Source organism: Winogradskyella sp. ECml5-4 (genome assembly GCF_036903175.1).
GTDB classification, from domain to species: Bacteria; Bacteroidota; Bacteroidia; order Flavobacteriales; family Flavobacteriaceae; genus Winogradskyella; species Winogradskyella damuponensis.
In genome coordinates, this window is record NZ_JAYJLF010000015.1 from 47,203 (window position 1) to 73,497 (window position 26,295).

22 protein-coding genes are annotated in these 26,295 nt (G+C 32.7%); 15 read left to right on the forward strand and 7 right to left on the reverse strand.

Annotation, left to right across the window (positions count from 1 at the left end; translation table 11 throughout):
* Positions 1-2 precede the first annotated feature (2 nt).
* Genes VDP25_RS14785 through VDP25_RS14795 form a run of 3 tightly spaced genes read right to left on the reverse strand, consistent with a single transcriptional unit; the run spans position 3 to position 4,216 of the window.
* Positions 3-1,460 (reverse strand): peptidylprolyl isomerase, encoded by a 1,458-nt coding sequence (locus tag VDP25_RS14785; RefSeq protein ID WP_334471078.1) that lies wholly within the window; start codon positions 1,458-1,460, stop codon positions 3-5.
* Positions 1,408-2,259 carry a peptidyl-prolyl cis-trans isomerase gene (locus tag VDP25_RS14790; RefSeq protein ID WP_334471080.1) on the reverse strand — a complete coding sequence of 284 codons (852 nt, stop codon included), beginning with the start codon at positions 2,257-2,259 and terminating at the stop codon, positions 1,408-1,410. Before VDP25_RS14790 ends, VDP25_RS14785 begins: the two co-directional genes overlap by 53 nt.
* Before the next feature lie 10 nt (positions 2,260-2,269).
* Positions 2,270-4,216: a peptidylprolyl isomerase gene (locus VDP25_RS14795; RefSeq protein ID WP_334471082.1), complete on the reverse strand. Its 1,947-nt coding sequence runs from the start codon at positions 4,214-4,216 to the stop codon at positions 2,270-2,272.
* 284 nt (positions 4,217-4,500) lie between these two features.
* Between VDP25_RS14795 and VDP25_RS14800 the strand changes: the two genes are divergently transcribed.
* The 3 genes from VDP25_RS14800 to VDP25_RS14810 all read left to right on the forward strand — a co-directional run bounded on the left by VDP25_RS14800 (position 4,501) and on the right by VDP25_RS14810 (position 6,632).
* Complete coding sequence (locus tag VDP25_RS14800) at positions 4,501-4,959, forward strand: SRPBCC family protein (protein WP_334471084.1); 459 nt, start codon at positions 4,501-4,503, stop codon at positions 4,957-4,959.
* A 13-nt stretch (positions 4,960-4,972) separates the two neighbouring features.
* A complete protein-coding gene (locus VDP25_RS14805) occupies positions 4,973-5,212 on the forward strand; it encodes a hypothetical protein (RefSeq protein WP_215925013.1) in 240 nt (79 codons plus the stop codon).
* 208 nt (positions 5,213-5,420) lie between these two features.
* The gene (locus tag VDP25_RS14810) at positions 5,421-6,632 is read left to right on the forward strand and encodes a CotH kinase family protein (protein WP_334471087.1); all 1,212 of its coding nucleotides are present in this window, start codon (positions 5,421-5,423) and stop codon (positions 6,630-6,632) included.
* A gap of 379 nt (positions 6,633-7,011) precedes the next feature.
* On the opposite strand, the gene VDP25_RS14815 is transcribed toward VDP25_RS14810, so the two are convergent.
* Both VDP25_RS14815 and VDP25_RS14820 read right to left on the reverse strand, forming a co-directional pair.
* A complete protein-coding gene (locus tag VDP25_RS14815; RefSeq protein WP_215925016.1) occupies positions 7,012-7,896 on the reverse strand; it encodes a patatin-like phospholipase family protein in 885 nt (294 codons plus the stop codon).
* The gene (locus VDP25_RS14820) at positions 7,896-9,869 is read right to left on the reverse strand and encodes a M1 family metallopeptidase (RefSeq protein WP_334471091.1); all 1,974 of its coding nucleotides are present in this window, start codon (positions 9,867-9,869) and stop codon (positions 7,896-7,898) included. The genes VDP25_RS14815 and VDP25_RS14820 overlap by 1 nt, the downstream gene beginning before the upstream one ends.
* Before the next feature lie 371 nt (positions 9,870-10,240).
* Between VDP25_RS14820 and VDP25_RS14825 the strand changes: the two genes are divergently transcribed.
* The 12 genes from VDP25_RS14825 (at position 10,241) to VDP25_RS14880 (ending at position 22,400) form a co-directional block, all read left to right on the forward strand.
* Positions 10,241-10,843 (forward strand): acyltransferase, encoded by a 603-nt coding sequence (locus VDP25_RS14825; RefSeq protein WP_334471093.1) that lies wholly within the window; start codon positions 10,241-10,243, stop codon positions 10,841-10,843.
* Between the two features lie 144 nt (positions 10,844-10,987).
* Positions 10,988-11,251, forward strand: a complete 264-nt coding sequence (locus VDP25_RS14830; RefSeq protein ID WP_334471095.1) for an acyl carrier protein — start codon at positions 10,988-10,990, stop codon at positions 11,249-11,251.
* A 24-nt stretch (positions 11,252-11,275) separates the two neighbouring features.
* Positions 11,276-13,273 carry an asparagine synthase (glutamine-hydrolyzing) gene (gene asnB, locus VDP25_RS14835; protein WP_334471097.1) on the forward strand — a complete coding sequence of 666 codons (1,998 nt, stop codon included), beginning with the start codon at positions 11,276-11,278 and terminating at the stop codon, positions 13,271-13,273.
* 2 nt (positions 13,274-13,275) lie between these two features.
* The gene (nadE, locus tag VDP25_RS14840; protein WP_334471099.1) at positions 13,276-14,256 is read left to right on the forward strand and encodes an NAD(+) synthase; all 981 of its coding nucleotides are present in this window, start codon (positions 13,276-13,278) and stop codon (positions 14,254-14,256) included.
* Between the two features lie 12 nt (positions 14,257-14,268).
* Entirely contained in the window at positions 14,269-15,726 is a 1,458-nt protein-coding gene (locus VDP25_RS14845) for an AMP-binding protein (RefSeq protein ID WP_334471101.1), read from the forward strand.
* A 192-nt stretch (positions 15,727-15,918) separates the two neighbouring features.
* Positions 15,919-18,021: an ATP-dependent DNA helicase RecG gene (recG, locus tag VDP25_RS14850; RefSeq protein WP_334471103.1), complete on the forward strand. Its 2,103-nt coding sequence runs from the start codon at positions 15,919-15,921 to the stop codon at positions 18,019-18,021.
* Positions 18,022-18,257: 236 nt separating this feature from the next.
* Positions 18,258-18,734 carry a TlpA family protein disulfide reductase gene (locus VDP25_RS14855; RefSeq protein WP_334471105.1) on the forward strand — a complete coding sequence of 159 codons (477 nt, stop codon included), beginning with the start codon at positions 18,258-18,260 and terminating at the stop codon, positions 18,732-18,734.
* Positions 18,735-18,741: 7 nt separating this feature from the next.
* The gene (locus VDP25_RS14860; protein WP_334471110.1) at positions 18,742-19,485 is read left to right on the forward strand and encodes a thioredoxin family protein; all 744 of its coding nucleotides are present in this window, start codon (positions 18,742-18,744) and stop codon (positions 19,483-19,485) included.
* Positions 19,486-19,634: 149 nt separating this feature from the next.
* Positions 19,635-20,498 (forward strand): helix-turn-helix domain-containing protein, encoded by an 864-nt coding sequence (locus tag VDP25_RS14865; protein WP_334471112.1) that lies wholly within the window; start codon positions 19,635-19,637, stop codon positions 20,496-20,498.
* An 87-nt stretch (positions 20,499-20,585) separates the two neighbouring features.
* On the forward strand, positions 20,586-20,786 hold the full coding sequence (locus VDP25_RS14870; RefSeq protein WP_215925022.1) for a hypothetical protein: 201 nt from the start codon (positions 20,586-20,588) through the stop codon (positions 20,784-20,786).
* 13 nt (positions 20,787-20,799) lie between these two features.
* Positions 20,800-21,660, forward strand: coding sequence for an SDR family oxidoreductase (locus VDP25_RS14875; protein ID WP_334471115.1), 861 nt, complete (start codon positions 20,800-20,802; stop codon positions 21,658-21,660).
* Between the two features lie 11 nt (positions 21,661-21,671).
* A complete protein-coding gene (locus VDP25_RS14880) occupies positions 21,672-22,400 on the forward strand; it encodes a siderophore-interacting protein (protein WP_334471117.1) in 729 nt (242 codons plus the stop codon).
* Positions 22,401-22,521: 121 nt separating this feature from the next.
* Here the strand turns inward: VDP25_RS14880 and guaB are convergent, their stop codons facing one another.
* Both guaB and VDP25_RS14890 read right to left on the reverse strand, forming a co-directional pair.
* Complete coding sequence (guaB, locus tag VDP25_RS14885; RefSeq protein ID WP_334471119.1) at positions 22,522-23,994, reverse strand: IMP dehydrogenase; 1,473 nt, start codon at positions 23,992-23,994, stop codon at positions 22,522-22,524.
* A gap of 97 nt (positions 23,995-24,091) precedes the next feature.
* Positions 24,092-26,290: a PepSY domain-containing protein gene (locus tag VDP25_RS14890; RefSeq protein ID WP_334471121.1), complete on the reverse strand. Its 2,199-nt coding sequence runs from the start codon at positions 26,288-26,290 to the stop codon at positions 24,092-24,094.
* Positions 26,291-26,295: the final 5 nt, after the last annotated feature.

A 26,295-nucleotide genomic window follows, 5' to 3' on the forward strand; every position in this document is an offset into this window, starting at 1 on the left:
CTCTATTCTTTTTTTAACCAATTACTTTGAAAATCACAATCTCTATACTCTCCATTAATCTTAATGTAAGTATTTAAAATGGTTTCCTTTTGCCATTTTGCAACAGCTTTAATTTGTTTGTCTTGTAAAGCAAGATTTTTAATTTTTAAATAATCCTTTGCAAAATCTGCCTCATGATCGTCTATACGATCTGTAACGGTTAAAATTTTAAACTTTAATCTGTTGATACGATCTTCATCTTGTAAAACCTCACTGATTTCACCATCTTTTAAATCTTGAATTTGAGAATACAATTCAGGATCCATTCGGGTTAACTCAAAATTAAAATCCTGTGTTGTAGGATTTGTCATCTGACCACCTTCGTATTTCGTTTCTTTTTGATCACTAAATTCTCTTGCCGCTTCAGCAAAAGTTAATGTACCATTTACAATTTTCTCTCTAATCTCTTCTATTTTATCCTTAGCTTCTTTTATAGCATCTTGAGTTAATTCTGGACGTAATAAAATATGTCTTACATCATACTCTTGACCTCTAATTTTTTCTAAGTATATAATATGGTATCCAAAATCGGTTTCAAAAGGTTCTGAAATTTCTCCTTCTTGCATTGAAAAAGCAACATCTCTAAACTCTTTTACCATTCTTGGCTGTTTTCTATTCAATGTATATTTTCCTCCCGTAGCTTTAGACCCAGAATCTTCTGTATAAAACAACACTTTAGTTGTAAAACTAGAACCGTTTTCTTCTACATCTGTTTTAAATCCTTTTAGCTTATCAATAACAGCTTGTTTTGCTTCTTCTGTTACTTTTGGAATAATTACAATTTCAGCCAGTTTTAATTCAGTACCAAAGACTGGTCGTTCGTCTTTTGGTATATTATTAAAAAAGGTTCTAACTTCTTCTGGTGTTACTTCTATATCTCCTGTAACCTTAGCTTGCATTTCTTGAGCGAGATAACCGTTTTTATTAATCTCAAACATTTCATCTCTTAAGGCTTGTTCTGATTCTTTTTTATACAGTTTAAGCAACCTATCCATATCACCATTTAGCTGACCCAAAATACCTTGTATTTGTTGATCTACTCGGCTTTGAATATATAATTCATTAACTATAACACTATCTTGTATAGCTTGATGTGCATATAATTTACTTTCTAGTAAACTTCCAAAAAGTTCACATCTGGTAAACCCTTCTAGATCTCCACCTTGCGCTTTTATTTGTGCTATTTCTCTATCCAAATCAGATTCTAGAAGAATAAAATCACCAACAACAGCCGCAACACCATCTGCTTTAATACGTGTTTTATTAACAACACTATCTTTTGGTTGCTCTACTTGTTGTACTTCATCATTAATGATTTCTTGAGCATTGCTAAAGTTTAATGACATAAAACAAACTAAAAGGCTTGCTTTAATTATAAGTTTGGAATTTATTGTTTTTAATTGCATCTTTTGTAATATCATTTTCGAGTTGCTTGATGAGCTCTAATTTTCTTTTGTTTATAACAATTTTGTTAATCGACGTTTCTACATAATCTAAAGGCGCATAATCGTTTTGAAGACGTACGTCATTAACTTGCATCAAATATAGGTTTAATGAATCTTTGAGCTGTAAGAAATTAGTTTTTTTTAACAGTTGATTTTTATTTGAACTATTTATGATTGGTATTTTCTCTGCGACACGATTGAGTTTAATCCAAATAGAGTCATTCAAAGAATAAGATCTAAATTGAACAGAGATAGAGTCTAAATACGCTTTATCCTTAGCTTCGAAGCGTTTAAAACGTTTTTTTATAGTATCTAAATTAATAGGATTTAATGGCAAACTGATATACCTAAACTGTATTAAATCGTCATTTAGCTTAAATGATTCTTTATTAGCTTCATAAAATAATTCTGCTTCCTTGTGCCCTACTACAGTGTCTATGTTTTTTTTTACTAAACCTTCTAAATAAGCTTTAGCATATAAATCGTTTTTATATTGCTTTACTAATTTAGAAAACTCATTTTGTTTCTCTTCAGAAAGGTTTAGCAAAGCACCATCCATTAAAAGCAATTGTCTTGCCCAACGGTTAATGTATGCATTGACCATTAAAGTACTATCTTCTTTAGAGGTTCCTTTTGGCACTACATCTTTAAGATCCTCTTTATAGAGGTAACTTTCGTTAACTCTGGCAATTGGTTCTAAATCGTCTGACTTTTTAAAAAAATCACAACTATTAAAAAGTAAACCAAAGAGAAATATGTATAGTGTATGTTTCAAAAAATATAAATTAGTTTCCTATTTTAGTCTTAACTGTTTTAAGAACGTCTTGATTAATTTCTACCTTAAAACGCTTGTATAATTCATTAATCCAATTGGTTTCTATTTCCTCTTGGTAATTATTAATTACATTTCCTTTAGCTTCTCCCAATGTTTTTTGTCCTGCTGGTAAAACCGCTTTAACATCTATAACATGAAAGGCTTCATTATGTTCATATACTTTAGAAACGCCTTTTACAGCTTTAAAGTCTGAAGGCAAAATAGGATCATCTGTTTTGTATGTTCCTTTTGTAAAAATCACATTTTGCTTGTCTTTAGTGTTTACTGCTTTTTTAATTTCGTCTTCAGATTTTCCTTTCTTCATCAGCTTAAGGATCTTCTTCATGCTAGATTTTTCTGCAGAAGAAGCAATAACCACATCTACTCTATCACTCCATTGATACTTAGATTTGTTTTTATTGTAGTAAGCTTCTAAACCTAAAGTGTCTTTTGCGGCTTTATTCCACACTTCTTTTTCCATAAGGTCAAATAGCAATAATCCATCTCTATACTCTTTTAGGATGTTTGCAAATTCTTGGTTCTCTTCTTCTAAATTATCTTCTCTATATTTAAAAATTGAGTTTTCAAAAAAGCTTTCGAACTCCTTATCTATTACAATAGCAAAAGGTGTTTTTTTCCCTGCGTATATACGTTGTGCTTTTATTAAGTGATTTCCAAATTCTTGGTAAGTAAAAGGTCTACTATTAATAGAAAAAACGGTTTCATTCGTTTTAAAATTCTCTGGTAATTTCCAAGAACGATTATAAAAATCATTGTTTAGTAACTTTGTGAAGTAAGGCTTAGCATCTGCACTATATGTTATTTCATATTGCTTCTTAAGCTTATTTAACATCGCTTCATTAATCAATTTAGATCTCGAATCTCTTTTTACTTTAGCTTCAAAAGATGCTTTTACATCTTCAAATGATTCTATAGGACTTAGTTTAATACGTTTTACAATGTGCCAACCATAAGCACTTTTAAAAGGTTCACTAACATCTCCATCATTTTTTAAAGCAAAAGCCACGTCTTCAAATTTTGCAGAACTTAACTGTCCGCTTTTAAAAGGTTTTATTTCGCCACCATTAGCAGCCGAACTTCTATCTTCAGAAAATTGCTTTGCCAAAGCTTCAAAGCGTTCACCTTGTTTTAGTTTCTTATAAATTTCCTTAATACGTTGCTCAGGATTATGTAACGAATCTTTAGTGGACTTTAAGTTTACCATAATATGAGCAGCAGAAATGGTTCCTCTAGATTTTCGCTTATCATTAACTTTAACAACATGGTAGCCAAATTGGGTTCTAAAAGGCATTGAAATTTCACCTACAGCAGTATTAAACGCGGCAGATTCAAAATCGTAAACCATCTTAAAAGCAGAAAAATACCCTAAGTCTTCAATAAAGATCGTACTACCATTGTGCATTTCTGTCTTTACTTTGTCAAAGCCTTCTTTTAAAGCTCGTTCTCTTAAAGCTAATACTTCATTGTAAGCTTTTAAGGTGTCTTTTGCTGTCTCCTCTAAACGCACTAAAATATGAGAAGCATTAATATCTATATTACTACGATCATAAGCCTCTTTGACCAAAGCTTCTGTAACTTCGTTTTCTGAAATATAATTTTTTATTAATTGCTTTTTATATCTCGAAAATTCACGTTTGTAGGTTTCATCTTCATTAATTTTTAAACGCTTAGCTTCTTTTAGCTTTAATTGATATTCAGTAAATAATTTTAAATAGCCATCGACATCTTTTTGACTTTCATCTTTTACTAAATCTAAATTTTTGTTATAAACTCTTAAAAATTCTGAAGCCATAATTGGCTCACCATCTACTTTTAGAAGCACCTCATCTTTATCTTGAGAAAAAGCAAAATTCAGTGTAAAAAGCACTAAAAACAAACATCTGTATTTAAGACTCATAATTTATTCTTCTATATTATTGTGAAATGTATTCGTTTTTCAAACTCAGCAAAAATAACATAAATAGCTTATTTAACAAGCAGTTTAAAAGGCATTATTTTAATAGTTTTTACGTGTTGCATAACAAAAATCGCACTAGATTTACAGGCTGTATTATTTTATAACCTTTCAACACTAAAATTGTAATAATTTAAAAAGATGATTTTAACAATTAAAACTGTTTAACGTCGATTAGTTAAAACTATTGCTAATGGTTTTAATACATTTATAAAAATTCCCTCAGCATGCGGTATACCACTGAAATATTAATTAAAAAACCCATTTCAGAAGTCATAAAAAAACTAAAATCCTCCGATAATTTAAAACATTGGCAAGAAGGCTTAGTTAGTACAGCACATATTTCTGGTACACCAAATGAACTTGGAGCAAAAATGCGACTGAACTATAGTTTTGGAAAACGTAAAATGGAAATTATAGAAACCGTTACCATGCAAGATTTTCCTAATAAAATTTACAGTACTTATACAACCAAAGGCATTCGCAATATACAAGAAAACCATTTTAAATCGATTGAAAATGAGTTTACAAAATGGATTTCTATAAATGAGTTTCAACCTACAAATTTTAAAATGAGCATGATGTTGCTTTTAATGCCTAAAGCTTTTAAAAAACAGACAAAAACGTATATGACTAACTTTAAAAATTTTGTAGAAAAAGGAACCTCTGTTTACAATAAAGAATAAAAAAATTACAACAATGCGGAAATTAAAATTAATATGGGATTTTAGAGGACCTGCTGGACAGAAAACGGCGGAGCATCATTTAATACACTTAAAAGAATATATTGCAATTAACAAATTAAACATTACAATTACTGGTGTTGAATCCATAAGTGATATGCACAGTTTAGCATATTTAGTAGTTGATGAATCTGAAATGAAACCCATTAGAGATGCTTTAAAACCTCATAGAGGACAAGTGTATTCTGAAGCATAAATAAGCTCTTTTTTACGCCAAACAAATACCAATCACTAACCCAACCCACTAAATAACAGTGATTTGAGTTTTTAAAAACTTTCAACTACCTTCGTTTAAAATTGAATAGCATACCTACATCTCGTTTCTTTACCTATTTAAATGCTTTTTACCCGTGAATTATTAACGGTAATTTACAATTTTGCTAACCGCAAGTTAAATGTTAGTTATGAAAAAAATTATACCAATACTCTTTTTACTATTGTTATTAGGTTGTAGTGAAGACAGACGCGTTTCTGAGACACCAGAACCATCAGCAAACCTCCCAACAATATCAATAACAACCGAGAACCTATCACCTATTGTTTCTAAAGAAGACTATTTAAATGGAAGCTTAGAAATATCAGGAGAAAGTATTGACAACAACCTATTAGTAGATCTCAAAATTAGAGGTAGAGGAAATACAACTTGGAATTTCCCTAAAAAACCATATCAAATAAAATTTGACTCTAAAGAAAGTGTTTTAGGAATGCCTGAAGACAAAAAGTGGATTTTATTAGCAAATTATACAGACAAAACAATGCTACGAAATGAAGTCGCATTTGATTTGAGCAGATTTAGCGATTTAGACTGGACTCCAGAGAGTCGTTTTGTTGAACTTTTTATAAATAGTGAATATTTAGGCGTCTATCAGATTACCCAAAAAGTAGAAGAATCTTCCAATAGAGTAAATATTGGAGACGATGGTTATTTACTAGAGGTAGATCAACTTTCTAGACTAGACGTAGACGACGTTTATTTTGAAACAAGTCATTATTTATTCAACATTAAAGAACCTAGCCTCAATGCTGGAGACAATGTGTATAATATTATAAAAAACTATATCGAATTAACCGAAAGCGTACTCTTAGGAGACAATTTTAGCGACCCTATTAATGGATATGCTAAATATATAGATGTAGACTCTTTTATAGACTGGTATCTTGTAAATGAAATAACAAAAAATAATGATGCTATCTTTTACTCTAGTGTTTATATGAACTACATCCCTGGCGGTAAATTAAAAATGGGACCAATATGGGATTACGACATTAGTCTTGGTAACATTAACTATAACGGAAATGATACTACAGATGGGTTTTGGATTAAAAATGCCACTTGGTATTCTCGCCTTTTTGAAGATCCTATTTTTGTTGAAAAAGTAAAATCTAGATTTAATTATTTTTATAACAATAGAAGTCTTTTTCAAGAAAAAATTAACTCAAATTCTTCCTTCTTATATGAAGCACAAGAAAGAAACTTTAATACTTGGCCCATTTTAGGCGTCTATGTTTGGCCTAACAATGTCTTTTACCCAACATACGACGAAGAAGTCACCTATCTAGATCAGTGGCTTAATGATAGATTAGAGTGGCTTAACACCTCCTTCAATAATTTGTAATTTACTTTTTTATGCACTAAAGCTCCATGAGGATTTTATCCTATTAAATCTTTATTTTGAGTTTTTCATTCGCACAAAGTCAAAGCTCAAAAAAAACCAACTAACCGCTAATAAATTAACTTTATAATGTGCTGCACTTTTTGAAAATAAACCTTTTGATTTTGAAAACTTTAAAATCAAATTCAAAGACTACGCTACAATACCTGTTTCAGGAAGTTCACTCAATGCCAAATCTCATTCTCTAGCCAAAAAGCTCAAGGTTGGTGATTATGTTACCATTTTTCAAATAGAAAATATCATTCTCAATGGGATAAAATCTCAAGAATACAAAACATTGATTATTAAAATAGTTACGCTTTAATTTAATAGATAAGAACACTTACTCTTCATGTCGTCTTTCAGCATATTCATAGCCTTCTATCCACCATTTTTCCATTAATCGCTTACTAAATATCAATGAATTTTCTGTAAGACTCGTTGGAGTATAATATAAATTCAACTTCACATTATTATGCTTTGCGGCTAGCTTTCCAATTATAACATCATTTTTTTCGACCTGATCTAGCAAATGACCAAACAAACTAATCATTAATGAAAACGGATTTTTCCCTAAAACTTTTTGTTTTCCTAGAGTTTCAGCCTCTAAAACAATAGCGTCAACTTCTGTTGCACCTCTTCGTATTGCTTCTCTAATGGGAATAACACTTCCTAATCCACCATCTGCATATTCATAACCATCAACTTTAGCCAAAGACATAAATGGTATATAATTACACGAAATCCAAATCCAATTGCAAAACTCTTCGTAAGAACACTCTTGTATAGATTTATACTCTACACGATTCATAGACAAGTTAGATACCGTAACCACGACATCGTGCTTTTCTTTTTTAATTTTTGTGTATTCTGCAAAAGTTACATTTTTTCTAATATTTCGTCTGAGCGCTTTACTTTCTCCAAAAGTTCGTCTTCGTCTTATAAACTGCCATAAAGAATTTACAAAATCAATAGACACATATTCTCTATCTCCTTTTTTACGTTGTATAAAAGGACTTACACTAAAAATATCGTGTTGTTGCACATTTGTAAAAATATCGTAGAGCTTTCCTATTTCATTAGCAGCCAAGTGTGGTACTAAAAGACTTCCTGTAGAGGTTCCTAAAAACATATCGTAATTATGTTTTTCACGCTCTATTAAGTACTGAGCAACACCACCTGCAAACGCACCTTTACTTCCACCTCCAGATATTACTAATGCTCGCATTAATTTCTTTTTTGTTCTAATTCTTCAGATAACTGTTTGGCAAACTTAACCAAACGCCAATTATGATGTGATTTTGCGTTTTCTAAATTAGACATACAGTCTTCATTACAAGATTTTATCATTTTTAAATACTGAAACGCCTTAATTCTTAAATCTGCATTGTATTTCTCACCTGTATAACCTATCAATTCTTGAAATAAAGCTTGTTTGTTATCTGCTTTATAAAACGGTGTACTAAGATTTAAAACAATCCATAACAACCGTACATTTTTATCATTAAAACCAACAATATCTCTTGTTTTAAAAAGATAAGCCGATCGATCCTCAGGAAAACTAGACCAAAGATTGTACAATGCATTTTCTATGGTAATGTACGACTTATCATTCAAAAGCGACTCATAATCTTCCTTTAAATTAACAGGTATTTGCCTCACATATTTAGAGATAGCCTGACGAACTTTTAAACCATTGTTAAAGGTTTCAGGTGTTACCAATTCTGGTACTTGTGATATAATTTTCGCCTTAGCCTCGTCAGACACGTAATATTTGAGATATTCAGAGCATTTAGAAGATTTTGCCTGACAGTCTACCATCAAAAATTCATTTATATAGGTAGATTGCTTTTTCAATATATCAAAAGCATTATCCACAGGAAAATCTTTTTGCTTTATCCATAAGTTCACAAAACTAGACAAAGAGCGTCCATATATACGCTCTACCTCCTTTATAAAATCGGAAGTTTCAGCATTTTTAAATTTATATTTTTCCAAATAATTTATTACAGCTTGCCTAAAAACTCGATCTCCAACTTTAGTTCGTAGCGCATGTAAAACCCACGCCCCGCGCTGATAAAATGTTAGACTACTAGATTTAGGATTTAGAAGCGATGTTCCATTGCCTGAAATATCTTGCTTTCCTAAATCTATTGATGATTCTAAAAGCTTAAAATAAAAATAATTTTCACCAAAAACATCCTTTTCTGCTAAAAGCGCATAATAAGTTGCAAACCCTTCTTGTAACCAATGATGCGCTCCAGACTTAGCTGTTACCAAATCACCAAACCATTGATGCGCAAGCTCATGAGCATTAACGTTTACATAGTTTTTATCATTAAAACCTATAGAATCTACCACAAAAGCATCAGAAAAAATAGTAAGGCTTGTGTTTTCCATACCTGCATACAGAAAATCATGTACAGGTACTTGTTTATAATTTTGCCATGGGTAAGCAACTCCAATTTCTTCTTCTAGAAAATCGAACATTTGCTTAGAATAACGATACGTTGGCTCAACTTTTAAAGAATCTTCTGGATAGTAGTAATACTCTAAAGGAATACCACTTTTAGAGGTTTCTGTTTTCTTTTTATATTTACCAACAACAACAGCAACCAAATAACTAGACATTGGATGCTTCATATCATATTCCCAAAGCACATGTCCATCATTGTCTGATTTAGATTTTAAAACTCCATTTGAAATAACCTGATATGTTTTTGGTGCAACAAATTTTAAATCAAACTCAATTTTATCATTTGTATCATCTAGACTTGGCAACCAATTACTTGAATATTTTCCTTGACCTTGTGTCCAAATTTGATTCCTTCCTTCATTTTCCCAACCAACAAAATACATCGCCTTTTTAGGAGAAGCAAAAAACAAAAAACTTAGATTATAAGTCTGCCCTTTTTCAAAACTGTGATATATTTTTAGCTTTTTACCATCATTACTAAAGTTAACCTCAGAACCATCAATAGCAACATGTATAAACTTCATATTAACGGCGTCTAAATAGATAGAATCAGTAGATCTAAGAATATCAAACTTTACATCATAGGAGTTATATTTTGTGCTATCTACCTGAAATTGATTAAAAACAATTAAAGCTTCTACTTTTTTAAAATCCACATAGTCTGTTTGTTGCGCAACCGAAACACTAGCTAAACACGCACACAAAATTATAAAAAAATTCTTCATAGATAATATTAAACAACAATATGACCAAAATACATCTTTCTATAATTTTATATTGGTCATTTAACAAAATAGTAGGTTTTAGATTCAATACATAACAACTGAGTTACAGACAAAGTTTTCAAAAAGCTTAGCGCCTTCAATCTATTAGATTATTGATGTCTAAACATTAAATAAATCCACAACTATGAGCACAAATTTATGAACTCCCAATAATTATGTCAAAAACCTTGATCAAAACTAGGCAAATGCACCATACCATGCGTCGCTCACAAAAACTTATTAACCACCTGATAATTATCACTATTTTATCAACTTATATTATATAAATTTGTTGTAAACAATTTAACATTGTTGTTTTTAAAACAAACCTAATGAACCCAAACCCATTTGAAATTGGTTATTACTGTGACGACGAATTAAAGTCATTGGGATTTAAATCTATTGGTACTAACGTTAAAATTGCTAAGAATTGTTTAGTTGTAGGTATTCCTAACATCTCTATTGGTAATAATGTTATTATTGACTCATTTTGCTCAATTATAGCTTCCGGAAGCGGTAATTTAACCATTGGATCTTATGTTCACATTGCTTCATTTTGCCACTTACTAGCCTCTGAAGGCATTGACATAAAAGATTTTAGCGGATTATCTCAAGGAGTTAAGATTTACAGTAAAACAGATGATTATTCTGGTAATTCGTTAACAAACCCAACAATTCCTAATACATATAAATCCATGAAAAAAGGAAGAGTTATCATTAACGAGCATTCTATTATTGGTGCCGGCTGTGTTATTCTTCCAAACGTTAGCGTTGGCGAAGGTGCTTCAATTGGTGCTTTATCGCTTATTGTATCAAACTTAGACTCTTGGACCATATATACAGGAAACCCTCTAAAAAAACTCACAAAGCGCTCTAAAAACTTATTGCAAAAAAAAGAGGCTTTTCTTATGCAACTAGAACAAAACAAAAAATAGCTTACGTTTTTAAAAAAATTGATTGCCGAATTTACACTTCAACGTTTAAATCTATTAATTAATCAAAATTAATACCTAAAAACAACTTTGATTACAACATTTATTTACCTTTAATGTACTTTATTTTTTGATTACTAACAACATATGAATCATCACACAATGCATGTAGAAATAGATATTAAAAGCAAGATAAAAGACTACATTATTGAATCTACATTAGACGATGTAGAAAAAATAAAAGACAATACACTTATTTTTGAAGAAGGCATACTTGACTCAATGGGCTTGCTCTTTTTAATTGAATTCTTAAAAGAAGAATTCAACATTGAAACTAGCGACGAAGAGCTTGTTGTTGAAAATTTCGAATCCATTAATAGTATTTTGACTTTTGTAGAAAAAAAGATATAATCTCTAACTTATTATTCACCAATTATGTGTGGAATATCTGGCTTTTACAACTGTAATTTAAGCCCAGACAACAAAGCTGATACATTAAGGCGAATGCTTACAAGAATTAAGCATAGAGGACCTGATGAAAGTGGAATTTACGTGTCTAACAACATTGGACTCGGTAGCGTTCGCTTAAGTATTATTGACTTAGCCACAGGCACAATGCCATTACCTAACGCCAACAATTCTTTATGGATTGTGTTTAATGGTGAAATCTTTAACCACATAGAGCTAAGAGAAGAACTATTAGCAAAAAACCACACCTTTAAAACACAAAGCGACACAGAAGTTATTGTGCATTTATACGAAGAATACGGTCCGGAGTTTCTTAATAAATTAAATGGCCAGTTCGCTATTGCTATTTGGGATAAAACTAAACAAGAATTATTTTTAGCAAGAGACAGAGTTGGTATTAGACCACTGTTTTACACCACTATTGGAAACACTTTTGTATTTGCTTCTGAAATTAAATCCTTTTTAGAATTCCCTGAGTTTCATCCAAAGATTTCCGAAAAAACATTATCAGAATATTTCACATTTTGGACATCATTATCCGCTGACACAATTTTTGAAGGAGTCTCTGAGTTGCCACCAGGAAGCTATATGACCATAAATGCACGTTCAAAATCTATTAAGACGTATTGGACGCTTCCCATCACTAAGCCAAACGCTTACGAATTTAATACCGTCAAAGAAGCTGCAGAAACGTTTGAAACTATATTTACGGATGCTGTAAAATTAAGATTAAGAGCAGATGTTCCTGTTGCAGCCTATTTGAGTGGCGGCTTAGACTCTAGTATTACTACGGCTTTTATAAAAAAAATATCACCAAATAATCTTCGTACTTTTTCAATCGGTTTTACCGAAAAAGATTTTGACGAGTCATCGTATCAAAACATTGCTAGAGATTATTTTGAAACACAACATTCTAGTGTCACCTGCAGCCCTAAAGACATTTCAGATAGCTTTAAAGCTGTCGTTTGGCATGCAGAAGCGCCACTACTGCGTACAGCTCCTACTCCAATGAATTTATTAGCTAAAAGCGTAAGAGCTCAGAATATCAAAGTGGTGATTACTGGAGAAGGCGCAGACGAACTTTTTGGAGGTTATAACATATTTAAAGAAACCAAGATTAAACACTTTTGGGCTAAAGATCCGCAATCTAAGTATCGTCCATTATTGCTAAAAAAACTATATCCATATATTCCACAAATTAGCAAAGCAAATAACAACATATTAAAACTCTTTTTTGGATATAAACTGAGCGAGACGTCCTCACCTATTTATTCGCATTTATTGCGATGGAATAACACCTCTCGCATCAATAATTATTTATCTAAACCCTACCAAGAAGTCATTTCTAATTACCATCCAATTTCTAAAATTGAAGACCAATTAAAAGACCAACTAAACGACTATGACTACCTTACAAAAGCCCAGTGGATTGAAATTAACTTTTTCATGTCTAAATACCTATTGTCATCGCAAGGAGACCGCATGGGAATGGCAAACTCTATAGAAGGTCGCTATCCATTTTTAGACCACAGAGTGATTGAGTTTTGTATGACATTAAATCCAGATCTAAAACTTAAAGGCTTAAATGAAAAATACCTTTTAAAATATATGATGAAAGATAGAATCCCAGAATCCATATTAAACAGATCTAAACAAGCCTATAGAGCACCAATAAGAAGTACTTTCTTTTCTGAAGAGATGCCTCCCTATTTAAGCAGCATGTTATCTGAAGAAAACATTACAGGTTATGGAATTTTTAATCTAGACTTTGTAAATCAGCTCATAAACAAAATGAAACTCAACAAACAAGTTTCTGAAATTGATAATATGGCAATTACAGCTGTTTTATCAACTCAAATATTATATGATCTATTTATTAATAAATCAATTCCAAAACTACAAGAACATGAACTTGTAGTGCTGAATAAAACAATAATAGATTCATCAACGATAACAATAAACTAATTATGAAAACACCAAATAAATCTTTTTCTAAAGACATATTGCATATTGAAAATATTGAAACCGTTTGCAATGACATCATAAAAAAACTAAAAACCGATGTTGCCAAAAAACTGCAACGTAGAGGTGCTGTGATTGGCATTAGCGGAGGCATTGACTCATCTGTTTGTTTGGCATTATCAGCTAAAGCTTTTGGACCAAATAAGGTTACAGCCATCATGCTGCCTGAACAAGACTCAAGTGATGACAGCAGAATACTTGCCGAAAAATTAGCAGCAAAATTTGATGTTACTGACACCTTAGTAGAGGATATTACACAAGCTTTAAATGGTTTTGGCTGCTACCAAAGACGAGATGAAGCTATCGCTAGAGTTATTACTGATTTTAACCCAACTGTTGATAAAGCAAAAATTGAAATAAAACAAGAGGCTGCCTCTAATTTACCACCAGCCTTTTCTGTAACGGTTATAAAACCAAATGGAGAAGTGATAAGTAAATTATTACCCGTTAGAGAATACCTTCAAATTGTAGCATCTACAAACTTTAAACAACGTAGCCGAATGAGCATGCTTTATTATCATGCCGAACGGCTGCATTATGCCGTTATTGGCACTCCAAACAAACACGAAGTAGAACAAGGCTTCTTTGTTAAACATGGTGACGGAGCGGCAGATGTGATGCCTATCGGTCATTTATACAAAACGCAAGTTTATCAAATCGCAAAACACTTGGGAGTGCCTCAAGAAATTATAGACAGAACACCGACCACAGATACCTATACAGCAGAACAAACCCAAGAAGATTTCTTTTATCAAATGCCATTTGAACAAATGGATCTCATGTGGTATGGTTGGGAGAACAACTATTCAGCTGAAGAAGTTAGTAAAGTGATGAACAAAACTAAAGAAGAGATCGAAAGTATCTATAAAAACTTTGAGCGCAAAAAAAAGACTACAGAATACTTAAGAATGCGACCAATATTTTAAAAACCTATTCTTATGAATGTTTTTGATTATCTGTTTGAAACGTCCAAAAATCTTGATAAAGACTTCTTATTAGGCACAAAAGAAACAGCCTCTTTTAAAAAATTATATAACGATAGCCTAAATATTGCATCCTATTTAAACGAAACTATTGGAGAAGGCAAAAACATTCTATTAATAAGCTCTAATTCTTCTTTTTTCATAACCGCTTACTTAGGAATTTTAAAATCCGGAAACACATGTATTCCTATTGATTTCTCTATTGAACAAAGCAATTTAGATTACATTATTGACACCACAGAAAGCAAAACTATTTTTGTAGATAAAATTGCGCAACGCAAATTAGAATGCTCTTCAACGATTAATCTTATAGACGAAACAACACACACACAACTAACTAACAACAAAAAACATACAACAAACACTTCTACAAATTATTTAAACCCAATTGCAGAAATAATATTCACTTCTGGTTCCACAGGAAAACCAAAAGGAGTTATGATTAGTCATCACAATATTATATCTAACACCAATTCTATTATTGAATATCTTAAACTCACCTCTAAAGATATTATGGAAGTTGTATTACCATTTTATTATTGCTATGGCTTATCATTATTACATACACATTTAAAAGTTGGAGGTTCAATTGTTTTAAACAATAATTTCATGTTTTTAGGAACCGTTATCAACGATTTAAAGAATTATAACTGCACTGGCTTTGCAGGAGTACCTAGCCACTTTCAGATTCTACTAAAAAAATCACAATCCTTTAAAACTGAAACGTTCCCAAGTTTACGATACGCAACACAAGCAGGCGGAAAACTACATTCCGTTTTTATTGATGAATTCACCACAGCATTCCCATCTAAGGAATTCTACATCATGTACGGACAAACTGAAGCTACCGCACGCTTATCTTATTTACCTCCAGAATTCATTAAAACAAAAACAGACTCCATAGGAAAAGCCATTCCAAATGTTGAATTAAAAATTGTTAATGAAAAAGGTGAAATTACCAAAACCAATGAAGAAGGCGAATTATTAGCGCGTGGCGAAAACATCATGCTGGGTTATTACAAAGACGAAACAGCAACAAACTTAACTATAGAAAACGGTTGGCTCCACACAGGCGACTTGGCCAAAACCGACAAAGACGGATTTATCTACATCGTCGCTCGAAAAAAAGAAATCCTAAAAGTTCGTGGCAAAAGAGTAAGCCCTAAGGAAATTGAAGAAGTAATTCTATCTACACCTGAAGTCATAGACTGTACAATCTCTGGTTTTGACGACAATCTTTTAGGCGAAGCCATACAAGCCACAATTACACTAAACACACACCATAATGAAGACCAAATAAAAGAAAACATACTTCAAAAATGTGCTAAACATTTAGCAGCTCATAAAATTCCTCAAAAATTTGTTTTTAAAAACACTATACAAATGAGTGCCACTGGTAAGAAAAAGTGTTAAGAAAATCACTAAAACTACAAATATTCAATTTGACAACGTTTTGAGATAAAGCACCTTATTAACGAAAACATTTTCCTGTAATATCAAATTAAAATCTTTGAGCCTTTTCACACCATTAATTTATTTCAATAAAATAATCAAAGAGCCGTTTTGAACTTTTACTTTATAACGAAATAGTTTAATTTCGTTCTTATGAGCGTGAATTTACAAACTCCCATTGATTATCTCAAAGGTGTCGGTCCAAACCGAGCGGATTTGTTGCGCTCAGAGCTGGGCATTCAAACGTATCAAGACCTCATAAATCTTTTTCCTAATCGTTATATAGATCGTACTAGATATTATAAAATAAATGAATTACAGCGTAACAATGCTGAAGTTCAAATCGTTGGTGTCATAACTGGATTTAAAGAAGTGGCCCAAAAACGAGGCAAACGCCTAGTTGCTAACTTTAGAGACGACAGCGGAATAATGGAACTCGTTTGGTTTAGAGGACAGAAATGGATACGAGAAAACCTAAAAACAGGTCAACCTTACGTGATTTTCGGAAAAACCAATTGGTTTAATGGAAAATACAGCATGCCACATCCCGAAATTGAATTACAAGCTGAGCATGAGAGCAACTTGCGTTCTGCCATGCAAGCCATATACCCCTCAACCGAAAAATTATCAAATAAAGGCATCACAAACAAAGTCGTTACCAAAATTATGCAGCAATTGTTTTTGGAATCAAAAGGACGCTTTGTTGAAACCTTGCCTGATTCAGTGATGACTGAATTAAAATTAATTCCAAAATCAGAGGCACTATTTAATATTCATTTTCCGAAGACTCCAGAGCTTCTTGCAAGAGCTCAATTTCGATTAAAATTTGAAGAATTATTTTACATTCAGCTGCAATTAATTATTAAAAATCTCATTCATAAATCAAAAATCAAAGGCTTCTCCTTTGATAAAGTTGGCGACTATTTTAACACCTTTTACAAAAACCATTTACCCTTTGAATTAACCAATGCACAGAAGCGTGTTTTAAAAGAAATTAGACTCGATTTAGGTAGCAATGCACAGATGAATCGACTTTTACAGGGAGATGTAGGCTCTGGTAAAACCATCGTAGCCTTTATGTCAATGCTCATGGGGCTTGACAATGATTTTCAATGCTGCCTAATGGCCCCAACTGCTATTTTGTCAGCTCAGCACTACCAAGGAATAAGTGAACTATGTAAACCACTTAACATCAGTGTTTCATTATTAACGGGTTCAACTAAAACTTCAGATAGAAAGATAATTCATGAAAATCTAGAAAATGGGAATTTACAGATCTTAATTGGCACACACGCACTGCTTGAAGACAAGGTGAAATTCAAAAATTTAGGCCTTGCGATTATAGATGAACAGCACCGATTTGGAGTCGCCCAACGGAGTAAGTTATGGCATAAAAATGAATTACCTCCCAACGTTTTGGTGATGACCGCTACTCCAATTCCAAGAACCTTAGCCATGTCTGTATATGGTGACTTAGACATCTCTGTAATTGATGAATTACCAGCAGGTCGAAAACCTATAAAAACAGTACATCGCTACGACAATAATCGCCTAAAAGTTTTTAAATTCATGAAAGATGAAATCGCTTTAGGAAGACAAATATATATTGTCTACCCCTTAATTCAAGAGAGCGAAAAAATGGATTATAAGGATTTGATGGATGGCTACGAAAGTGTCTCTAGAGAATTTCCTATGCCAGATTATCAAATTTCGATTGTGCATGGTAAAATGAAACCAGCCGACAAAGATTACGAAATGGAACGTTTTGTTAAAGGTGAAACCCAAATTATGGTAGCTACAACCGTCATTGAAGTTGGCGTAAACGTCCCAAATGCATCGGTAATGATTATTGAAAGTGCAGAACGTTTTGGCTTATCGCAATTGCACCAATTACGTGGTCGTGTTGGTCGTGGTGCCGAACAGAGCTACTGTATTTTAATGACGAGCCATAAACTGAGCCAGGATAGTAAAACCAGACTAGAAACCATGGTACGTAGCAGTGATGGCTTTGAAATTGCTGAAGTGGATTTAAAACTGCGTGGACCAGGTGATATTATGGGCACGCAACAAAGCGGTATTTTAAATTTACGTATAGCTGACATTGTTAAAGACAAAGACATCTTAGAACAATCGCGCTATTACGCTAAAAGTATTCTAAAACAAGATCCTAGCCTGGCTGCGCCTGAGCATAAAGTTATTTTGAACACTTACCGACAAATGAGTAAGTATCGTAATATATGGAATTATATAAGTTAAAAAGTGTCAAAACAAACATTTACAACCACTTACTAACACCTTAGTTTTAGAATAAGTAAATTCCATTTTCATATCAATAACTTACCTCAGAAAAACATAAGAAAAATCACTTTTAAATTAAACCTTTTGTAACTGATGGAGTCTAACCAAAAATAATAGAATACATCATTTTGAAGTTATTAAAGTTAAAGCTCCTAAAATCATCACTATATCTCGTTTTAGCACTCAGTTTTTTTATGAGTTGCAATAATACAAACACAGATAAATCATTAAAATCTAACACAACTACGAATCTTAATCAAGACATTCCTGTTTATGATTTTAATCAATTTGAACCCTTAATTTATACGGAATCCGATAAAACCTATCTCATTAATTTTTGGGCGATGTGGTGTGCTCCTTGCGTCAAAGAATTACCATACATTGAGCAATTTGCAGCAAAACATCCTGACGTTGAAGTTATTTTAGTAAGCTTAGATTTCCCAAAAGATATTGAAACAAAGCTTAAGCCATTTTTAAAGAAAAAAAAGATAAGCTCTAAAGTCGTGTTATTAGATGATCCAGATTCTAACACTTGGATAGACAAAATTGACCCTAATTGGTCTGGAGCCATTCCATTTACCATTATGTTCAACAAAGATGAACGCTTATTTTATGAACGTTCATTCGAAAATTTAGAAGACCTAGAAAACCAAATAAACAAACTTAATTAAAACAAACATGAAAAGAATCAGTGTTCTAATTGCCATTATTGGCTTATCTGCAAGTGTACTTGTATCTTGTAAAAATGAAGGAAATACAACAGGAGAACCTTCTGCTGAAAACCAACATAAAGATCATAAAGGAGAACGCCCTCCACATGACGGAGACCGAAAAGGGCCACCAAAAGGAGGTGGTAGTCCAGAACAAACTAAAACTTTAGAAGAAATTGGAGGTTACAACATTGGAGATGTTGCTACGGATTTCAATCTTAAGAACGTAGATGGTTCAATGGTTTCTTTAGCTAGCTTTGAAAACGCAAAAGGTTATATTGTGACATTTACCTGTAACGAATGTCCATTTTCGGTATTATATGAAGACCGTTTAATTGCATTAAACAATAAATATGCACCAAAAGGGTATCCTGTAATTGCCATTAACCCAAATAGTCCTGAAAACGAAAAAGAAGGTTATGAAGCGATGCAAAAACGTTCAGAAGACAAAGGGTTTACATTTCCTTACTTAGTAGATGAAGGTCAAAAAATATATCCTCAATATGGTGCTGTAAGAACACCTCATGTGTTTTTATTAGATGCAGAACGTAAAGTACAATATATTGGTACTATAGATGACAATGCAAAATCACCTGAAGATGTTAAGGTTAACTACGTAAAAGATGCCATTGATGCTTTAGAAAAAGGAGAACAACCAAATCCAAATTACACAAAAGCGATAGGATGTCCTGTAAAAGCTAGCAGAGCCTAAAAGACACACTAAAACAACAGTTATAAAACAGCATCTTCTCGATGCTGTTTTTGTTTTTATAGTACTTATTAAGGGTTCGTTAACTTACATTACTCAACACAATCCATATTAATTACTATTTTTATTCAAAATTCACAAGCAATTCATTAATGAATCATTTCCCTAATATAGCTTTCAAAAGTAGCGAAGGAGCTACAGATATTGAATGCATTCCATTAGCTGAATTATTCTCTCGTATAAAAAAAGACCCTAGTCACAATCCACATCAGCCTCACCGAATTTCCTTTTTTGCCTTATTGATTGTCACAGAAGGTAAAGGTGAACATCAAATTGATTTAAAGACTTACAACATCCAAAAAGGCTCTGTACTTAAAATTGCAAAAGGTCAAGTACATGCTTTTCAAGATAATTTACAGTACGATGGTTATCTGGTCATATTTACAGAGGATTTTATTTTAAAATACTTCTCAAAGTCTTCTATTGAATTTATTTCGCATTTATACAACTATCATATTTCGGATCCATTAGTTGAAAACAGCTCCTTAACCGATTTTTTTTTAGAACAATTAACCCAAGAAATTCAAAGTAAATACACTTATGCTCAAAAAGAAATAGTAGCTAAAATATTAGAACTATTTCTATTAAAACTAGAGCGCGAAACTCATAAAATCTCTGATAAAACGTTTAATAAAAAACATCAAAGCCTTTTTATGAACTTCAAAACTTTAGTTGAAAAACATTATACCAAAACACGAAACGTCAAAGATTACGCACAGTTACTCAACATATCTACAAAACACCTCAACTCTATAGTTAGAGCAAGCACCTTAAATACTGCCAAACATTTTATTGATAATTACGTGATTTTAGAAATTAAGCGTGTTATTTTCAGTAGCTCTTTAAGCCTGAAAGAAGTGGCTTATCAAAATGGATTTGATGAAGTCACCAATTTCTCTAAGTTTTTCAAAAAACACACAGGCCTTTCTCCCAAGGAATTCAAATCCTCACTTTAATCATAAGGTTTCAGATTTACCATTTTTAATAATAGATTTACCTTTTACAACCGTAGTTATATGAAGACCTTTGCTATAAAACATATTATGAGCGACGTTGCAAAATGCCCTACTTGTGGGAGCTATTCTAAAATAAAAGTAAAAGAAGGAGAAACTACATATCAAGCTGTTCAGGATGAAGAAGCTTTTAAAAAAATTCAGCAATTAAAAAAGGCCATGGATAAATTTAAAATGAAAGCCGATCAACTTGAAAAAGAATTAGACCTATTAAAATCTAAACATTCATAAATAAACACCTATTATGAAAATTGCAGTAACATCAGCAAGCGGTCATTTAGGATCTGCCATTGTAAAAGCACTTTTAAAAGCCACTAAAAAAGAAAATGTCATAGCCATAGCTCGAACCACAAAAAAAGCAGAACACTTAGGTGTAGAAGTTAGAAAAGGAGACTACAACAGTCGTGAAGATTTTAATACCGCTTTAAAAGGTATAGATATCATATTGTTAGTTTCGGGTATGGATGAGCCACAAAAACGAATACAACAACACCGCAATGTCATTGAAGCAGCCAAACAAAACGGTGTGCAAAAAATAGTATATACGAGTATTGTAGGTGCTGAAGAAAACAATGCTTTTAGTCCTGTAGTACAAAGCAATCGTCAAACAGAAGAAGACATTCGCAATTCCGGTTTACAATGGGTTATTGGTAGAAATGGCATTTATATTGAACCCGATTTAGAATATATAGATACTTATATAAAAGACGGTGAGATAAGAAATTGTGCAGATCAAGGTAAATGTACGTATACGAGTCGAGAAGAATTAGGATATGCCTATGCTAAAATGTTATTAGAGGACAAGCATAATGGTAATACCTATAATTTAGTTGGTGAAGCGATTTCTCAAAAGCAACTAGCCGATTTTATTAATCAGGTTTATAATACAAATCTTATCTATCATGCTGTTTCTGTAGAAGCTTATAAGACAGATAGAATAGCAGAGCTTGGTGAGTTTCTAGGTACAGTCATAGCAGGAATTTACGAAGGCATTAAAAATGGTGCTAACGATGTGCATTCTGATTATGAAAAAGCTGCTGATAGGCCTCACAAATCGGCTTTAGAATTAATAGAACATCACTATAAAAATCACGTTCAAAACTAAATTTAAGAGTATTGCGTATTTTAGAAAACTTCATAAAAACGGTAATTTTAGAAGAAGCTACTATTACAGAAAAGGTTACACTTTCTAACAAAGCTTATAGAATTCGTCTGCAAGGAGACAGTATTCGTAATGCAACGTTTACACCTGGTGCTTTCTTAAGAATGGCTGTAGGTATAGGCAAAGAAGAACTGTCAATGAAAGACAAAATAAGAAGCTACAGCGTTTGGGATATTGATAAAGAAAAAGGCACATTAGATTTAGCAATTGCCACACATAGTAATGGTGTAGGCTCACAATGGGCAAAGCATTGCAAAGAAGGTGATAGCATTTATTACAAATGGAAGAAAGGTAATTTCATTGCAGATGATTCAGCCGAAAGCTATATCATGATAGGAGATCTTTCTGCTTTGTCTCATTTATACATGATTAACCGAAATATTGGTAAGGATAAGCAAATCATTAGTGTTATCTATAATTCTAATAAAAGTGAATTATTTCCAGATATAGATGGGCATTTTCCTTTTCATTTTTATGAATTACCTGAAAACCCATACCATGAAATCATCACTAAATTAAAGAACATCATCCCTACTCTAAAAGGCAGAACGCTAGTTTATATTGCTGGTGATAGCAGAACCTGTATTGCTTTAAATCATTTTTTTAAAAAAGAATTGCATTGGGACACCAAACGAATAAAAACAAAACCTTTTTGGAACCCTGAAAAACAAGGTCTAGAATAATTCCCAATAAAAAGACGTTAAAACAACCCCTAGATTATTATAGGCACAAAAAAAAACAGCACCTTTAAAGATGCTGTTTTTTTTTGCTAATATATAGATTCCTACTGTCGCAGGAATTTGGTTATCTAGAATAATTTGGTGCTTCCTTAGTAATGGTAACATCATGTGGGTGACTTTCATTAATACCAGAACTTGTGATTTTCACAAAACGTCCGGTTTCTTTTAAAGTGGCAATATCTTTAGCACCACAATAGCCCATTCCTGCTCTAAGTCCACCAATAAACTGATGAATACTTTCTACCAACTCACCTTTATATGGTACACGACCAACAATACCTTCAGGAACTAATTTTTTAATATCATCTTCAACATCCTGGAAATAACGGTCTTTACTTCCTTGTTTCATGGCTTCTACAGATCCCATGCCTCGGTAAGATTTAAATTTACGTCCTTCGTAGATAATCGTTTCTCCTGGACTTTCTTTTGTTCCTGCTAAAAGCGATCCTAACATTACGGTATCTGCACCAGCGGCAATCGCTTTAGGGATATCTCCTGTATAACGAATTCCACCATCAGCAATCACAGGAACTCCTGAACCTTTAATAGCCGCAGCCACTTCTAAAACCGCAGAGAACTGAGGAAAACCGACTCCTGCTACTACTCTAGTGGTACAAATTGAACCTGGTCCAATACCAACTTTCACTGCATCAGCTCCAGCTTCAACTAAATATTTTGCAGCAGCACCAGTAGCGATGTTACCAACTATGACTTCCAATTTTGGAAATTTCTTTTTAATCTCTTTTAACACTGCTACAACACCTTTGGTATGACCATGAGCGGTATCAATAATCACAGCATCAACACCAGCATTTACTAATGCCGAAGCACGTTCTACAGCATCACCTGTAACTCCAATAGCTGCTGCTACACGTAAACGACCGAAAGAATCTTTATTGGCATTTGGCTTTTGCGTCACCTTAGTGATATCTCTAAAGGTAATTAGTCCCTTTAGTTTATAATTATCATCAACAATTAATAATTTTTCAATTTTGTTTTGTTGAAGAATTTTTTCAGCATCTTTTAAAGACGTACCTACAGCTGCAGTGACTAAATTGTCTTTAGTCATAACATCAACAATAGGCTTCTTACTATCGTGTTCAAAACGTAAATCTCTGTTGGTAACAATACCTTTTAATTCGCCATTATCGCCTACAATTGGAATACCTCCAATACCATGCTCTGCCATATTAGACTTCGCATCAAAAACGGTTGCTGTTAATGGTAAGGTCACAGGATCGATAATCATTCCGCTTTCTGCACGCTTTACACGACGAACCTTATCGGCTTGCTGATCAATCGTCATGTTTTTATGCAACACACCTATTCCACCTTCTTGCGCCATGGCAATTGCCATTTTACTTTCGGTAACCGTATCCATTGCTGCAGAAATCACAGGAATGTTAATGGTTATGTTTTTTGTAAATTTAGTTTGAATACTAACTTCGCGAGGAAGAACTTCTGAAAATGCTGGAACTAAGAGTACGTCATCATAAGTAAGACCTTCTCCAACAATTTTATTTTCGTGTGCTGTCATGGCAATTAAAATTTAATTGCACGCAAAAGTACAATTAATATTGACAAATTATAAGATATTTAAAGGCTATTTGCAACACTTAACAATCTATTAATAATCAATAACAATCCATTTTAAGCTGATCATTGTTTTCAAATGTACTTAACGGTTTGTCTAAGTGTGTTGTAGTGATGGTATGCAACACCTCTAAAACGCGATTTTGCATGGCTACAGAACCACAAATCATTACCACTCCACCTGTATTTAAAACACGGCTTAATAAGTCTTGATGCTCTAAAATTAAATCTTGAACGTAAATTTTATCTTTCTGCTCTTGTGAATAGGCAATATGAAAACTAGATAAGTTTTTCTTACTAAATGCCGAATCGATAATGTTTTCGTAAATATTTAGAGAATCTTGTGTGCGTCCTCCCCAAAATAAATGGTTCTTTGTTTTAATATGATTCTCATTAATCATTCCTAAAAACGGTGCAATTCCGGTACCGTTGGCTATCATTACCACTTCTTTTACATCGGTTGGAAAATGAAAATCTAAGTTTCGTTTAACTTGCGCTTTAACGATTTCATTGACTTTTAAGTTGTTGAAATAATTAGAACAGACCCCAAATTCGTGTTTTTTAATACTTAAAATGATATCATTTTCTATTTTACCAATAGAATATTGACGTTCAATAAAATCGGCTTCCGGATATAAAGACAACAAATCACCAGACTCAAATTTCACCTTTTTATGAGGTCGTAATTGCACTAAAAACGAATCGTCCTTATTGGGTTCTGATTTATTAATAACCTTAAACTCCTTTAATTTTCTCAAATTGATTTGAGGTTTTTGAAACTTAATCTTTAAATCGTGATTTGTACGCTCATTCCATTGCTTAATCCATATTTTATAAGCTTCAAAGGATTGATTGTTAATTTTGAAAAGCGGAAGGTATTCCTCAAAATTGTCTTGCTTTTGAAACATCTCATCCACTTCTATGGCATATTTACAATAGTCAGGATACATAAGCGATCCAAAACCAACAACAGCATAGTGAACCGTTTGCTTCTGCTGCAGTTTTTGAAATAATTTTTCAAAATTTGAAGCACTTGTTGGTGCTTCACCTTCCCCGTAAGTCGATGCAAAAACAATGATATATTTCGCGTTTTTATATTCTGAATACGCGTTTAAAGCTGTAATAAAAACCGAATGACCTTCTGCGATTAAAGCGTCATAAAATAGCTTGGCAGAATTAAAGGTATTGCCGGTTTCAGAACCAACTAAAATGATATAGTCTGCCTCATCTTTTTTGAATTTATTCTTAATTTTCGCTGTTTCTTTTCGTCGTTTTAACGTCATGGCAAAGCCAGAATACATAAAGAATAAAATGGCCAAACTCGCTAAGAACAATACCACTGACCAAAGGATAGTCCCTTGACCTGTATGTAAAATTAAGCTCCAATTAGACGCTAATGCTACAAATGACGTGTTTTGGTTACTGACGATAGCTCCTGTATATTGATTAACTAAAATTTCCTTATCCGATAATTTAACGGTGAAATAATCTTCAATATCATCAGAAAATGGAAACTCAACATAGCTTACATCTTCAAGTTTTATGTTTTGAAATGTTTGAAACTCTAAGATGTCTAATTTGTTTTCAACATCATCTTGCTCAGGATAGTTGTGTGATATTTTAGAATCTGGAAGTAAATCAAATTTTTCAAGCGATAGAAATACACCTGTCAGTGTAATAATTACAATAGGAATTAAAGCATATCGACCTATAACAACATGGTAATATTGATCAAAGTTTTCTCTAACCACTTTAGAAAAGAAACGTTTGATACCACCTTGACGTTTTAATATGAGTTGAATTCCTGTTACTGAAATCAGCAATAACAAAAAGGACACGACACCTATTAAAACACGACCTGTTGTTTTTAGAAACAGTGAACGATGAAGGTTAGTGGCGAATTCATAAATGGGTGCTTTCTTTATAATATCACCTAATTTTTCGCCTGTAATGGGATTAATATAAAAGGTTTCACTGTCTCCTTCTTTGGTAATGACTGAGGCACTTACAAAATCATTTTTATCGACTTCGAGTGTAAATACCTCATCATATTCTTGCTGTAACACATTTAAGGTTTCAGCAAGAGACCTATCGTTTGCCCCAGAAACAGCATACGGTTGCAACTGATTTGTAATGGGTTCAAACGCTAAAATAGCACCTGTTACCGATGCTATTAAAATAAACAAAGAAGACATAACAGCCAATACTAGATGACTGTATCTCCAGATGGAAATGGTCATAGTAT

Coding starts and splice junctions, on each gene's coding strand:
- VDP25_RS14870 (WP_215925022.1), top strand. CDS start 20,586: ATGAGCGACGTTGCAAAATGCCCTACTTGTGGGAGCTATTCTAAAATA.
- VDP25_RS14845 (WP_334471101.1), top strand. CDS start 14,269: ATGAATGTTTTTGATTATCTGTTTGAAACGTCCAAAAATCTTGATAAA.
- guaB (WP_334471119.1), bottom strand. CDS start 23,994: ATGACAGCACACGAAAATAAAATTGTTGGAGAAGGTCTTACTTATGAT.
- nadE (WP_334471099.1), top strand. CDS start 13,276: ATGAAAACACCAAATAAATCTTTTTCTAAAGACATATTGCATATTGAA.
- VDP25_RS14785 (WP_334471078.1), bottom strand. CDS start 1,460: ATGATATTACAAAAGATGCAATTAAAAACAATAAATTCCAAACTTATA.
- VDP25_RS14820 (WP_334471091.1), bottom strand. CDS start 9,869: ATGAAGAATTTTTTTATAATTTTGTGTGCGTGTTTAGCTAGTGTTTCG.
- VDP25_RS14795 (WP_334471082.1), bottom strand. CDS start 4,216: ATGAGTCTTAAATACAGATGTTTGTTTTTAGTGCTTTTTACACTGAAT.
- VDP25_RS14875 (WP_334471115.1), top strand. CDS start 20,800: ATGAAAATTGCAGTAACATCAGCAAGCGGTCATTTAGGATCTGCCATT.
- VDP25_RS14805 (WP_215925013.1), top strand. CDS start 4,973: ATGCGGAAATTAAAATTAATATGGGATTTTAGAGGACCTGCTGGACAG.
- VDP25_RS14825 (WP_334471093.1), top strand. CDS start 10,241: ATGAACCCAAACCCATTTGAAATTGGTTATTACTGTGACGACGAATTA.
- VDP25_RS14865 (WP_334471112.1), top strand. CDS start 19,635: ATGAATCATTTCCCTAATATAGCTTTCAAAAGTAGCGAAGGAGCTACA.
- VDP25_RS14830 (WP_334471095.1), top strand. CDS start 10,988: ATGAATCATCACACAATGCATGTAGAAATAGATATTAAAAGCAAGATA.
- recG (WP_334471103.1), top strand. CDS start 15,919: ATGAGCGTGAATTTACAAACTCCCATTGATTATCTCAAAGGTGTCGGT.
- VDP25_RS14800 (WP_334471084.1), top strand. CDS start 4,501: ATGCGGTATACCACTGAAATATTAATTAAAAAACCCATTTCAGAAGTC.
- VDP25_RS14855 (WP_334471105.1), top strand. CDS start 18,258: ATGAGTTGCAATAATACAAACACAGATAAATCATTAAAATCTAACACA.
- VDP25_RS14810 (WP_334471087.1), top strand. CDS start 5,421: ATGAAAAAAATTATACCAATACTCTTTTTACTATTGTTATTAGGTTGT.
- VDP25_RS14815 (WP_215925016.1), bottom strand. CDS start 7,896: ATGCGAGCATTAGTAATATCTGGAGGTGGAAGTAAAGGTGCGTTTGCA.
- VDP25_RS14890 (WP_334471121.1), bottom strand. CDS start 26,290: ATGACCATTTCCATCTGGAGATACAGTCATCTAGTATTGGCTGTTATG.
- VDP25_RS14860 (WP_334471110.1), top strand. CDS start 18,742: ATGAAAAGAATCAGTGTTCTAATTGCCATTATTGGCTTATCTGCAAGT.
- asnB (WP_334471097.1), top strand. CDS start 11,276: ATGTGTGGAATATCTGGCTTTTACAACTGTAATTTAAGCCCAGACAAC.